Origin of the sequence: Halopenitus persicus, from assembly GCF_002355635.1 — an archaeon.
GTDB classification, from domain to species: Archaea; Halobacteriota; Halobacteria; order Halobacteriales; family Haloferacaceae; genus Halopenitus; species Halopenitus persicus_A.
In genome coordinates, this window is the sequence record NZ_AP017558.1 from 2,901,291 (window position 1) to 2,913,514 (window position 12,224).

13 protein-coding genes are annotated in these 12,224 nt (G+C 64.9%); all 13 read right to left on the reverse strand.

The features are described 5' to 3' along the window. Nucleotides 1–5: 5 nt before the first annotated feature. Complete coding sequence (locus CPZ00_RS14140) at nucleotides 6–482, reverse strand: hypothetical protein (protein WP_096391469.1); 477 nt, start codon at nucleotides 480–482, stop codon at nucleotides 6–8. 5 nt (nucleotides 483–487) lie between these two features. Then, a complete protein-coding gene (locus CPZ00_RS14145) occupies nucleotides 488–751 on the reverse strand; it encodes a hypothetical protein (protein WP_096391470.1) in 264 nt (87 codons plus the stop codon). Next, nucleotides 748–972, reverse strand: coding sequence for a hypothetical protein (locus tag CPZ00_RS14150; RefSeq protein WP_096391471.1), 225 nt, complete (start codon nucleotides 970–972; stop codon nucleotides 748–750). Before CPZ00_RS14150 ends, CPZ00_RS14145 begins: the two co-directional genes overlap by 4 nt. Nucleotides 973–993: 21 nt before the next feature. Beyond that, nucleotides 994–1,902 (reverse strand): hypothetical protein, encoded by a 909-nt coding sequence (locus tag CPZ00_RS14155; protein ID WP_096391472.1) that lies wholly within the window; start codon nucleotides 1,900–1,902, stop codon nucleotides 994–996. Nucleotides 1,903–1,908: 6 nt separating this feature from the next. Continuing rightward, nucleotides 1,909–2,139: a hypothetical protein gene (locus CPZ00_RS15460; protein WP_157744266.1), complete on the reverse strand. Its 231-nt coding sequence runs from the start codon at nucleotides 2,137–2,139 to the stop codon at nucleotides 1,909–1,911. After that, nucleotides 2,136–2,798, reverse strand: coding sequence for a hypothetical protein (locus CPZ00_RS14160; protein WP_157744267.1), 663 nt, complete (start codon nucleotides 2,796–2,798; stop codon nucleotides 2,136–2,138). The genes CPZ00_RS15460 and CPZ00_RS14160 overlap by 4 nt, the downstream gene beginning before the upstream one ends. Nucleotides 2,799–3,026: 228 nt before the next feature. After that, a complete protein-coding gene (locus CPZ00_RS14165; protein ID WP_157744268.1) occupies nucleotides 3,027–3,308 on the reverse strand; it encodes a hypothetical protein in 282 nt (93 codons plus the stop codon). A 34-nt stretch (nucleotides 3,309–3,342) separates the two neighbouring features. Continuing rightward, the gene (locus tag CPZ00_RS14170; RefSeq protein ID WP_157744269.1) at nucleotides 3,343–4,581 is read right to left on the reverse strand and encodes a carboxypeptidase regulatory-like domain-containing protein; all 1,239 of its coding nucleotides are present in this window, start codon (nucleotides 4,579–4,581) and stop codon (nucleotides 3,343–3,345) included. Nucleotides 4,582–4,720: 139 nt separating this feature from the next. Then, entirely contained in the window at nucleotides 4,721–5,461 is a 741-nt protein-coding gene (locus CPZ00_RS14175; RefSeq protein ID WP_096391476.1) for a twin-arginine translocation signal domain-containing protein, read from the reverse strand. A 2-nt stretch (nucleotides 5,462–5,463) separates the two neighbouring features. Continuing rightward, nucleotides 5,464–6,906, reverse strand: a complete 1,443-nt coding sequence (locus tag CPZ00_RS14180; protein WP_157744270.1) for a S8 family peptidase — start codon at nucleotides 6,904–6,906, stop codon at nucleotides 5,464–5,466. Between the two features lie 228 nt (nucleotides 6,907–7,134). Next, nucleotides 7,135–11,055, reverse strand: a complete 3,921-nt coding sequence (locus tag CPZ00_RS14185; RefSeq protein WP_096391478.1) for a WD40 repeat domain-containing protein — start codon at nucleotides 11,053–11,055, stop codon at nucleotides 7,135–7,137. A gap of 183 nt (nucleotides 11,056–11,238) precedes the next feature. Further along, nucleotides 11,239–11,688 (reverse strand): hypothetical protein, encoded by a 450-nt coding sequence (locus tag CPZ00_RS14190; RefSeq protein ID WP_157744271.1) that lies wholly within the window; start codon nucleotides 11,686–11,688, stop codon nucleotides 11,239–11,241. 214 nt (nucleotides 11,689–11,902) lie between these two features. Then, nucleotides 11,903–12,130 (reverse strand): winged-helix domain-containing protein, encoded by a 228-nt coding sequence (locus CPZ00_RS14195; RefSeq protein ID WP_096391480.1) that lies wholly within the window; start codon nucleotides 12,128–12,130, stop codon nucleotides 11,903–11,905. Nucleotides 12,131–12,224 lie beyond the last annotated feature (94 nt).

Genomic DNA, 12,224 nt, shown 5'->3' on the forward strand with positions numbered 1-12,224 from the left:
TAGGGTCAGTAGAACGCGGCTGGTTCGGGAGCCGCTCCCTCGCGCTCGATGCGCTCGTGACTGGACAGGGCCGTGATGACGCGGCGGAGCGTGGTGACCACTTCGCGCATCATCTCCCGGAACGACGACTCCGCCTCGCGGAGGACGACAGGTTCGCCACCGTGCCCGCGTCGGTGCGCAGCGATTCCCTTGCGGGCGTCGTCGTGCATCCGGATCACGGGCGGGATGTTGCCCCGCAGGAGCGAGCAGGACGAGTTCCGGCACTTGCACGCCGGTTCGTCCCGGTCGTCGCTTTCGGATTGTCTGCGGACGTACTCGACGAGGTACTGCTCGAAGGCGTCTGGGCGAAGAATCCTGTCCATCAGCGGCTGTACCTCGTCAAGCTCGTCGTTCGCCCACGTCTTGACATCGCGTGGGATGTCGGGGCGGGCGAGCAACTCCGTCACCTGATCGTTGAGGTTGAGAATCTGTTGGCGGCTCATAGTGGTTAGAAGGGGAGACGGTCGCGGATGTCTGCATCAAGCAACTGCACGAAGCCGATGACGGCCAGTGCGAAGCCCAAGGCGATGAAGAACGGACTTCCAGTGCTGAGGAACAGGATGACGAACGACACCGCCACGAGCGTCAGGATGGCTCGCTGGCCGCGACGAATCGTCGACACCGCCGTCCGCGTCGCCTCCGGCCAGAGTCGCATCAGACCAGCGGCGACGACGCCGGCCACCGCCAGCAGGACGAGGACGGTCGGCGTCATCGGTTACCACCTCGGCCGTTGCCGAGGACGGGTTTGTCTTTGCTAACTTTCACGAACCTGTACAGGAGGACGTAGAGGGCGTACGCGATGGCGGCGATGATGACCGAACCAATCAACCACGCAAGCAGCGTCGTCGTCTGCAGAAACAGCCAACCGATCACGACAAGCGCGGCGACGGTAAGCCATCCCGAAAGCCCTCGGGGGAGTTTGACTTCTACCATTGTTCTTTGAGTGTTGAAAGGCTACTCGAAGAGCGATCCAAACTGGTTGAGCGTGTCGTCGACGATGCTCTGCAACTCGTTCAACGCGCCACCGACGTGGCCACCCGGCGACACACCATCGGTGTAACGAACCTGCGGCGGCTCCTCCTGCGTCGACATCACGTACACGCCGGACTCGCCATCGGCCTCGTACGAGCAGACGGGCTGTTCCGACGGGTTCTCGCAGTCAGGTACCGCCAACCACGTCGAGTCCTCAGTCGTGTTCTCGATGTCACCACGGTCGTACTGCACCGTCGCCCCATCGGGCACGTCAAGGTGCTTCGTCGTGTCCTCGCCCGCGAGCGCGGACGGATCGACGTACTGCCACTCCCCGCTACTCAGCGGGTTGTCGGGTGCGCTGATACCCGTGACGTCCTCCACCGCACCCGACGCGCTGTGGCGGACGTCCCACAACATCCCCTCGGCAGCGTTGAACTCGAACACGGCGTCGCTCTTGCCGTCCAACTCGAGGGTGATGACGGTGTACTCGCCGTTCTCCCCCGGCTCCACGTTGGCGACGACGGCGTCGGAGTTCTCCGCCTGAAGGCCCTGCTTGACGCGGGGTTCGACGAGTTCCGCGTCCACCTTGACGCGCACCGTGCGCTCGATGCCCTCGTCGTACTGGACGCGGAGGTAGGTGTTCTGAGTCGAGCAGACAATCGGATCTAGCCCGGCCTCGCACGGATCATCGTGTACCGAGAGGGTCATCTGCACGCGGTCGATCTCCGCCGTGGTCTTGCCGTCCGACTGGAACTCCTCGACGGCCGCGTCGGTGGCGAGATGGTTGTCCTCGTCGATGGCGATCACGTCGCCCTGCGCGGCGGCGAGCGGCGCGAAGCCGCTGCTAACGACGAGGGCGAGCAGGGCGACGACGATTGCTTTGCGGATCATGGTTGGTTAGTCGCGGATGATTTCGATGGCGAGGCGGGTGGCGCCGACGATGGCGAGGATGCCGGTGATGAACGCGATCACCAGCGTCGCGCCAAGCGTCACGCTCGAACTGACGAGAGCGACGAGGAACACGACGAGGTTCGCCGCGAGCTGATCGCGCGGTTCGTCCGCCCACACCATTAGGCGGGTCTTGTCTTCGAGCCATTCGAGGAGGTCAGATGGGTCTGTGTCGATCATACCAGATCACCCTCGGTGTGACCGAGGTAGTCCGTGGCGAGGTCTCGGAGGTAGCTGTCGTCCGCCGTCACGTCCTCGCCGGTCGTGACGTAGCCGTCGTACACCTCGGAGACCAGTTCGTGCGCCTCCGCGGTGTCGTCGTAGCTGTGGACGAACGGGCCGCTCACACTCTGCTCAAGATCGGTCTCTCCGTCGTACTCGTCCACGATCTCGGCGGAGGTGTACTCGTCAGCCGAGGAGTCGTAGTTGAGGACAAGGTAGTCCGTCTCGCTGGAGTCCTCGCCCTCGTACGTGAGCGCGATCACCTGCCAGTCAGCGTCGGCGGGGTAGTCCTGCTGGTTGTACCACGACACCCACTCGCTGGAGTTGGCGTTGAACTCGTCGCGGACGAGTTGCGCCTGATCGCCGGCGGGAGTCGCTTCCTCACCGGCCAGCATACTGTCGACGTCGTACTTGATTGCCTGTGCGTGGCTCACTACCGCCGTACCGAGTGCCTTCGCCCGGTCAGAGACGGACTCGATAGTGGAGGTGTCCTCGTCGTCTTCAAGCATCGCGTCCACGGGACTCTGACCGTCGGCGACGGCGAGTCCGGGAACGCCCACGAGGGCGACAAGGAGGGCGGCAAGAGCCGTGATTGCGGGGATTCTCTTCCGATTCATAGTTCGCTGTAGGGATCCATCCAGAGCACACGTCCGCACTCCGCGCAGACGATCTCGCGGGCCTCGTCGGCCCACTCGCCCCAGTCACCGAGGCAGTCTGGCGCCGAGCAACGGATGTCCTCCGGGGAGGGACACGGTGTGATTGGCACCGTTGAGGCCCGCTCCCGGGTATGACCCCGAGTGGAACGTCAGCGGGCAAGGGTTGGTTGAAGGTGCGTTACCCTGTCGTCAGTACGGCGCCCACGGGAAGTCGCGGTCGCCGAACAGCGTCCACGCCATCATGTCGATGGGCCACATCCACCACGACATCGCGCCGTCCTCGCTCAGCGGCACGTCACCGTCGAGGACGAGACCGTACAGGACGTCGAGGAGCATGTAGACCAGACCGAGCACGCCGCCGATGAAGCCGACGAGCGCGATGATGAGGCCGCCGGTCACGAGGTTGGCGAGGAAAAACACGAGCCGGTAGATGGCTCGCGCCCGCGTGTCGCCGAGAGTGTCTCCTAGCATAGTTGGAAGTATGATGGAGGGAGGGCCGCGCTATCTACAGTCCGGGGACGCCTCCGGGGACGAAGTCATCGAGCCCGAACACGTCGAACTGCTCGTCGAAGCCAAGCTCGTTGCTGGAGACGCCGACGTCAACCTCCTCGGAGCCGTTGTAGTCGTCGCCGAGGTGGACGGTGACGCTCTGCGCGTCACTGTCGTAGACACCGTACGTGGCGCCGTCCTCGGCGTTGTCGCCGTTAGCGGAGTAGACGGGAACCTTCTCGCCGTCAACCTCCACCGTGAACTCGTCGACGGGCTCGCCATCGCTGGCCTCCGTCGAGAAGTCGTCGGTGAGGTCACTGCCCTGCATGTCGACGACGAGGGTGCCGTCAGTCGCCTGCTCCGAGACCTCGAGGCTGGTGACCTCCTCGGTCAGGAAGCCGAGGTCAAAGGAGCCGATGTTGGTGGGCGCGAAGCCGAAGCGGGGCTGCTCGGCGGCGAGCTGGACGCCCTCAACCTGCGGCGAGGCAACCTCCGCGCCGCGCTCGTCGATGGTGATCTCCGCGCTGTCACCGCCTTCAGCGACGGTGATCTCGCGGGAGTCGTCATCGTACCCGTCAGCGGAGACGACGACGGTGTGCTCCCACGCGGTCAGGTCAGCGGAGACCGTGCCGTTGGCGTCGGTCGTGTAGGTGCTGCCCTCGACGGCGATGGTGGCCGACTCGACGGCGTTGCCGTCGCGGTCAACGACGGTGAACGTCGTGCTGGAGAGCGGCGGGGTGATGTCGAGCGTGTGGCTGCCAGCCTCGTAGCCGTTGACCTGCGTGCTGACGCTGTAGTCGCCCTCGTCAGCGGGGTTGCTGGCGTTGGCGACGTCGATGATCAGGTCATCCGAGTCGGCGAGCGTCGCGATCGACGTGGAGCCCGTGTTCATCGAGACAGTCAGCGTGGTGCCGCTGTCCGAGGTGGACACCGAAGACACGTCACTGGACTGCGTGGTGTCCACCGCGCCGTCACCGTTGGTGTCGATACCGACGGTGACGTCGGAGGCGGCGACGTTGCTGAAGTCAGTGCTGTCCGCGTTGATCTTGAACGATGCAAAGGTCTCGGAGTCCGCGTTGGACGGGACGTCCTCGGTCAGACTGACCGTGGAGGTCTCGCCCGCGTTATCGGGGGACGCCGAGATGCCGGTGTGATCGCTGGCGTTGGCGAATCCGGCGAAGACGCCGGGGGCGGCGAAGGCCGACAGAACCAGCGCAAGCGCCGCGATCACTGCTGTGAATCGCTTTCCGTTCATGGAGGGAACGCTGCGTGCGTTAGTACGTCCTGTAGACTTTTATACATATCACGCGAACTACAGGAGAATCCGCGCGCGGCCCGCGAAGGGCCGTGACGCCCGCCGGCGGAATCGAACCGCCGCGAAACGCCAGTGCGGGTCAAATGTCCGCCTCGTCCGCGCCTGCGAGGCCGGCGAGCCGGTACGCGTCGTAGATGGTCAGCGCGATCTTGTCCTCCCAGTCCTTCTCACGCCACCACGACTCGCGCGAGCGCATCACCCACGGGTTCGTCGCCGCGCCGGGGTGCAGGCTCTCGCCCCATCCGTTCGACAACCAAATGTCGAACTCGTCGACGAGGGACTCCACCGGCACGTCCTCGCGGATCGCCGACTCCGAGCTGAGCACGAAATGGTGGTGGGGGTTGACGACGCGCGCGGTCACGTGCGTGTCCCCGTCCACGGGCGGGCTCGCATTGCTCGCTCTGAACCAGTGATAGCCCGAATATGCGACTTCCTGAACGCTTCCGTCGGATGGGTCAACGAACACGTAGAACGGCTCTCTATCGTGCATATGCGAGTCGAGGAGCGAAATACCGCGCTGAGTGGCGTACTTGGCGAAATACACGTACACGTCCGTCTCGTGCTCGGGTGAGGACGCGATCCACCCGTACAGCGCAGACGGCTCAACGTCGAGATGGTGAATCTCCAACCGGGGGCGGTACTCCTCCATCGCCACCTGATCGAAGGTCAGGGAGACGTGATCCGGCTTCTCGCGCCAGTGCGCGGTGTGCTCGGTCGCGGACGAGCGGCCCGCAATTCCACCGGTGGCGACGAGGGCGGCAGCCGCACCGCTACCACGCAAGAACTCGCGGCGCGTCAAGGTATCTCGGTCGTCACTCATCGTTACAGGTCAATCAGGAACCGGAGTGGGGCGAGGTTGCTCTGGTTGCCGGAGAGGCTTCGATTCGCCGCGTCCCGTGCCGCTGCCGCGTCCGAGCGGACATCCGCCTGCGACTTGTCCGGGTTCGTCCCGTTCAGGAAGTTGTCGGCGAGCGGGACGCCCCACCCAACCTCGGTCACGCCAGCCGCGGGAACGGGCTGCGCCGTGTCCGAGAGTCGCTGCTCCACCTCACTCGGAGTCCACGAGGCCGACTCGATACCGAGTGCGACGACGCCCGCCGCCAGCGGCGACGCCATCGACGTACCGGACTTGCTCGACGTCGTCGTGCCGCCGTCCGACGTGGGCACGAGGGCCTCAATCTGCGCCCCGGGCGCGGCCACCTCGACAGTCCCCTTGCGCGTCTTGCCCGCGCTCCGGTCGGTGTAGCCGTCGTGAGTGCCGACGCTGGAGAAGTAGACCGACTGTGCCTCCGCAGGCGGGTCGACAGTCGTCGCGCCCACCGCGAGGGCGCCCTCGATGTCCGTCGCCGAAGACGCGGGCGAATCCACCCACCGCGTCGTTTGGCGGGAGTTCCCGGCGGCGATCATCACCGCCGACACGTCACCATCCTCATCGAGGACTTCCTCGATGGCGTCCACCACCTCCGGCGAGTAGAGGTGGCTTCCGAGGCTCATGTTGATCACGTCCGCACCGTTGCGGTCGGCCCACCGCACGCCCTTCGCCACGTCGTGACTGGAGCCGCCGCCCTCGCCGAGTACCTTGCCGACGAGCAGGGACGCGGCGGGCGAGACGCCCTGATACGTGGAGTCGCTGGGGTTGCCCGCGATGGCCGACGCAACCCACGTCCCGTGCCCGCTCGCCGAACCCGCGTTGCTGATGCCGGTCTCACCGCTCACGAAGTTCTTCGCTGCCGAGATGCGGCTACCGAACACGCTGGAGTCCGACGCCACGTCGACGCCGTCGTCCAGCACAGCGACGGTGACACCAGAACCGGTCGCGGAAACAGAGTCCGCGTTGAGCGCGGCTCGAGCGTCCGCCATCGTGGACTGCTGGACGTCCCCGCTGTACGCCACGTCGCTCTGGTCAAACGCTCCGTCCAGCGGGATGTTGAACGGCGCCTCCGGGGCAGAGAACGCGCCCTGTTCGGCGAGCTGGCCGACGGGATCCGGGCGCGTCATCTGCACGTCCATCGCCAACCCCTCCACGTAGTCCAGTCCGGGGAGCGCGTCGGACGGCGACGCCAACCCCGCCGCCGCGTAGTCAAGCGGTGCGGCCACCAGCGCACGGTTGCCCTGTCCGTCCACGTCCACGAGGTGACGGTCGTCCGCGTCCGCCCAGTCACGGATCGCGTCCGCCGCCGAACTGTCGTCCGCGTCGAGTTGGACGATGATGCCCGGCCAGCCGCCGCTACCGTAGCGGTTGATCGCGCTTGGGACGGTTGCCATCCATCCCGTGTACTCGTCAATATGTGTCGATGCTGCGTCTGAGCCACCACCGAACGGGAACAGAGTGGCGGATGCCACCGCCCCCGAACCGAGCATAAACTCTCGCCGAGTCGAGGTAGTATCGTCTCTATCGTTCATTATCTACAGGCAAGAAGCCCTAATTGGCGGCGGCGGAATCGAACCGCCACAACGCCCGCGCCAGCGGGCCGCCTGACTGTCTATCCTACTCTACGCCGCACGTCGCCGCGCGAACAGGCCCGCGAGGCCGATGCCGCCGATGGCGACACCACCGAGACCGTCGCCGTTGACGCTCACCGCGCCGAACGGCAGGCTCGGCAGGTCAGGGAGCTGCTGCGACGCCCAATACGTCGCGCGCTCCACGATGCCGGGGTCATTATCGACGCTCACCGTCACGCCACCAGTCTCGTCGGTGTACGTCGTGATCGTCGTCCCCGCGCCACTCTGCTTCTCATCCACGTCGCCAGCCGCGCCACCGCTACGCGGGATGGGCTCGCCATCCTCGCCAGCGACGCGCTCAACGACGGCTCCATCGCTCCACGGCGCCGGCGTACCACCGATCTCGCCGGTGTGAACCTGCACGGTGATCTGCTCCGAGACAGCCGACTGCTCCGCGCCCTCAACGACTTGCACGTCGATCTCCTGCTGCGGCCCACTCACGACGCTACCCGCGTAGATGTCGATCTCCGACGGGATCTCGCCCCGGGCGAGCTGCACCGTCACGTCGATGCTGGAGCCCTCCGAGACCGTCTCAACCTCGGCGGCCTCGACACCGCTGGCGAGCGCGTACCGCGAGTTCGTACCGTCCACGATTCGGACGCTCGGCGGCGTCGTCTGCGCGTTCTCCTTCGCCTGCAGGGTCACGCTCTCGGCGAACGTCGTGCCGTCGCTGTTGGTGTACACGACGCGCACGTCGTGCTCGCCAGCCGCGCCGGGAGTGAACCGGACGGTCTGACCGTCCACGACGGTCGCGTTCACCTCACCATTCGGCCCGTACACGGTCGCACTCTGCACGCTACCGTACGCGATCTCGTCCTCCGCGTTGAGGGTCATCGTCACCGTCTCCCCAACCTGCGGGATGTTGGTGCCGACAGAGATGCTCTCCAGCGCGGGCACGTTGCCGCTGAACGCGGGGTTCGTGCTTCGCGTCGCATCCTGCACGATTTCCTCGCCGGCATCGGCGACGAGGCGGAACTTCACACCTGACTGGTCAGACGGAACCTCGTACCCCTCGACGCTCACGGTATCGCCAGAGGCGGACACCTTCTCGTCAGGGACGGGTTCCGTGCTTCCGTCGGGCGCGATGGCGAGGACGCTGTAGGAGTCGACACCTTCCAGCAGACCCGCGTCCGTCTCGAAGGTGTAGTCAACCGTACCGTCGTCGTTCCACGTCACGTCAGAGTTTCCACCAACAGTACTCTCCATCTCCGTCACGGCCTGCTGCATCGCGTCAAGTTGCGAGCGAAGCTCCTCAGTCGAAGCGTCCTCCGGCGGCTTCAGCTCGCCACCGTTGATCTCCTCGGCGCGCTCCTGCAGTGCCGGGTTCGACTCGATGACCGGTTTGAGATCGTTGTAGAACGACTCGAGGCGGTCGCGGCCAACCTCATCCATGCGCTCCTCGTAGAGATCGGCGAGCTTCGTGTCGCCGTACTCGCTGTCGAGGAACTCCTGCCAGCTGTCGAACTGGTTCATCACCTCGGTCATATTGGTGTTCGGCGCCGTGTCGAAGCCGACGACGCCGACCGTCACACCACTCGCGGGTGCCTCAACGCGCGTCGGCTCGCCGATGTACCACTTGCCCGTGTAATCGCTCGACTGCGCGAGACTACGGGCCTCGCTCAAGGAACGGTTGCTCGGATCCACGCCGTCAAGCACGCCACCAGCCGAGTAGGCCTGCACCTGCACGACTTGCACGCCCGACGGGACTTCCGCCGAGAACTGGCCGTTGGCGTCAGTCGTCACCGTCGTCCGGTACACGCGGTCGTTACTGATCGCGTCGCGCACCTGCTGCGCCCGGTCGGACAGCTGATCCTGCGTGTCCTCAAGGTCATCACGGACGAGGTTGATGATCTCCTCGCCCGTGCCGACTTGGATCAGGTAGCTGTGGTTCTGACCATCCTCGTTGATCGAGGTCACCTCGTAGTAGCCGGGCGAGAGGCTCACCTCCGCGTACTGGAGGCGAGTCGAGACGCCCCACGCGTCCGACGAGATGCGCTCGTCCGTCTCCACGGTCAACGTGTCCGTCGCGTCACCACCGGGGCCGACGCGCTCGATCTTCACCTTGCCAGACGAGGGCTCACCCTTCATCTGGCGCTCGTACGCGTCCGCCGTCCCGAGCAGACCGCTGTCCGCGCTCGGGTTCCACTTGACGACAGCGAACGGCTCGCCGGCGGGAACCTGCACGCGCGGCGTCTCCATCGACGGGCCATCCGAGTACGCGGTCGCGCCGATCTCCTCCGTCGAGTACACGAGCGGCACGTCACCGCTCACGTCACTGTTCTCAACGAGGTTCGAGCGGGCGTCGAAGTCCGCGTCGAAGCCCGGCGGCGTCGGATCAGCCAGACCATCCAGCGTGGCCTCCTGCTCCGAGATGCTGCCTACAGACGAATACGTGCCCCACACCTCAACGGTCGCGTTGCTGACCGGGGCGCCGCTCTGGTCTTCCACCGTGCCGTTCACCGGGTCGGACGTGCTGTAGCCGTAGTCGTATGCCCGAACGGTGTCGTCATACCCACCGGATACGATACGCCCATTCGACATCTCGCTCACATCTTTCACACCGTCACTGTGTATAGAATAGTCCCACTGGGCATCACCTGTGGATGGATCAAACGCCCGAACCGAATTATCAGCAACACCAGCAACGATGAGGTCACTCGACGTCTCAATCAGTGAATTCACGTTTCCACCAAGCGTCTTGCTCCACGCTTCCGATCCGGTACCCGGATCGTACGCAATCAGATCATAGCTCCCACTATCACCGGACACAATCAACCCACCGTCAGTCTCCGCCAACGACTTCACAGTACTTCCGTGGAGGGAGTGACTCCACGCTTGCGAGTCGGTATCCGGGTCATACGCCTGAACCGTGTTGTCGTTCCCACCCGAGACGATCAACCCGTCAGAGGTCTCCATCACGGTGTAGACGCTATAGCTGGAACCACCGTGGAGCGTGTGACTCCACACTTCCGAATCGGTGTCAGGGTCATACGCCCGCACCGCACCATCTCCACCAGCACTCACGATCAACCCGTCAGAAGTCTGTGTGATGTCCCACACACGGTCTCCGTGTGAGTAGTTCCACACTTCCTCTCCGGTGCCCGGATCGTAGGCTCGCACCATATTGTCGTCCCCGGCAGAGACGATCAACCCACCATCAGTCTCGATAACCGATGTCACGTAACTGCTGTGAAGCGAGTGATTCCAAGCCTCCTCGCCGGTGCCCGGATCGTACGCACGCACGTAGTTACCGTATCCCGCCGAGACAACTAGCCCGTCAGAGGTCTCTGTCACCGAATTGACGGTATTGCTACCGTGTAGAGAGTGATTCCAGACTTCTTTTCCATCCTCGGGGGCAGCAGCCTCCACACCTCCGACGCCGAACTGGACGATGCCTACAAACATCGACGAGACGACAAGGATGGAGAATGCCACCGAGCCAGCCTGCTGGAGGCGGTTGCGATCCACCCCTTCGCAGAGCCGGCGCAGAGCCGGTCGGGGGGTGGGTTTCCTGTAGGCGACGACGGCCCCCGTAACGGCCACCGCGACGACGAGGGGAGTCACCGGCGGCATCCCGTCGGGGAGGCCGGTCGTGGACAGTACGTAGAGGTTGTTCGCTGCGTCGGCCACGCTGAGGACGGCGCCGAGGACTGCACCCCCGTACGCGCCACGCGTGACCCACGCGTTGTCTGTGCTTGCCGCCTTCCGGACGAGGTGGAAGACGACAGCGACGCTGCCCAGCGACACCAGAGTCGTCGCGATGAACCCGGTCTCCTCGATGAGTAGACGGATCAGGCCGTTCTGCTCGACGGCGTACGCGCTGCCGAAGAGCATGACGGTCAGAATCGCGGCGACGACTCTGCTGGCGAGGGTAGCGCCTTCAGATGCGTCGATAAGTTTCTCGTTCGTCATGATGTGTCGAAGAACGCGCTCGGATGCCGGGGAGCGCAACCCGGTCACAGGCCTGTGAAGGCCAAAGGCCGCGTCGGGGAGTCGAACCCCGAGGACGCCCCTGCGAGGGTAGGCGTACAGCCACCACGAGAGAACAACCCAACAGAGAACAGGTGGGCGTCCCCAAGTCCGGGGCGCGGCACGTCAGGACAAGTCCACGTCAGCCGAATCCAACGCAGCCCTGAGACCCACGGCGAGATACACCGCATCCGGCGGCCACCGCCCCGCGTCCGGCGTCACCTCCGGGTCACACTTCGCGTCGAGCGCGGCGTCCAGTCCCGCGTCCCGGTCGGGCTCCACGTCCGCCAGCTCGGCGAGCCGGTCGAACAACCTCGACAGGCACGCTCGGAGCGACATCGCGTCGCCGCGTGCGGGGAGCGGGTCACGATCCCAGTGCTCGGAGACCGCGCCCGGCGTCCACGGCGGCGCGGTGCCGTCGCGAACACACCATTCCGTCCGCAACTCCGAGTTGGAGCCACCGCTCGTACGGTAGAAGTCCTGCTCAGTCGCTCCGCGGCGGTCGCGGAAGCAGTTACTGCACACACGAGGATGGTGCATCGCGTCGCTCAGAAGGCTCAGCCACGTCTCACTCACCACATCGGCTTCATCGTCGTCCTCGGGGGGTTGCTGTCGGCTGGAAGGCATCGTCGGGGACAGGGGTCTCAAGGAAGGCATCTGGCCGCGTCAACGGGTCACCTCGGCAGGCCAAACTGGACGGCTGACTCCGTGCAAGTCGAACTTGTCTCTGTACCTAGATGTACGTCTCCTACGGGTATAAACCTGAACGTAGGGTGACAAGTCGGTGCGGTCAGTCGTCGCGCGCCTCGTCGAGTGCGCCGATGGCGGCCTCCGTGATCTCGTACACGCCTCGGTAGTGACGGTGGACGAGGCCGCGGTCGTCGAGCGTGCGCATCCGGTCGCGGACGTACTGCGGGTGGTACTCGTCGAGTTCCTCGGCGATCATCTCCGGCTTCACGAGGCCCGCTTCCTCCATCTCGGCGAGGATGCGCTTGTCGCAGTCGGACAGGTCTTCCATCCATCCTCGAGTACGGTTCCTACTCTGATATGTCTTGTTTCGGACAATACCTATAAGCGAGGAGTGGCTACAACCAGTCAGAAGTCCGACACAA

Excerpts from the sequence above, each read along its gene's own strand:
- CPZ00_RS14145 (WP_096391470.1), bottom strand. The coding sequence starts at position 751 with ATGACGCCGACCGTCCTCGTCCTGCTGGCGGTGGCCGGCGTCGTCGCC.
- CPZ00_RS14160 (WP_157744267.1), bottom strand. The coding sequence starts at position 2,798 with ATGAATCGGAAGAGAATCCCCGCAATCACGGCTCTTGCCGCCCTCCTT.
- CPZ00_RS14170 (WP_157744269.1), bottom strand. The coding sequence starts at position 4,581 with ATGAACGGAAAGCGATTCACAGCAGTGATCGCGGCGCTTGCGCTGGTT.
- CPZ00_RS15460 (WP_157744266.1), bottom strand. The coding sequence starts at position 2,139 with ATGATCGACACAGACCCATCTGACCTCCTCGAATGGCTCGAAGACAAG.
- CPZ00_RS14175 (WP_096391476.1), bottom strand. The coding sequence starts at position 5,461 with ATGAGTGACGACCGAGATACCTTGACGCGCCGCGAGTTCTTGCGTGGT.
- CPZ00_RS14195 (WP_096391480.1), bottom strand. The coding sequence starts at position 12,130 with ATGGAAGACCTGTCCGACTGCGACAAGCGCATCCTCGCCGAGATGGAG.
- CPZ00_RS14180 (WP_157744270.1), bottom strand. The coding sequence starts at position 6,906 with ATGGCAACCGTCCCAAGCGCGATCAACCGCTACGGTAGCGGCGGCTGG.
- CPZ00_RS14165 (WP_157744268.1), bottom strand. The coding sequence starts at position 3,308 with ATGCTAGGAGACACTCTCGGCGACACGCGGGCGCGAGCCATCTACCGG.
- CPZ00_RS14155 (WP_096391472.1), bottom strand. The coding sequence starts at position 1,902 with ATGATCCGCAAAGCAATCGTCGTCGCCCTGCTCGCCCTCGTCGTTAGC.
- CPZ00_RS14150 (WP_096391471.1), bottom strand. The coding sequence starts at position 972 with ATGGTAGAAGTCAAACTCCCCCGAGGGCTTTCGGGATGGCTTACCGTC.
- CPZ00_RS14185 (WP_096391478.1), bottom strand. The coding sequence starts at position 11,055 with ATGACGAACGAGAAACTTATCGACGCATCTGAAGGCGCTACCCTCGCC.
- CPZ00_RS14140 (WP_096391469.1), bottom strand. The coding sequence starts at position 482 with ATGAGCCGCCAACAGATTCTCAACCTCAACGATCAGGTGACGGAGTTG.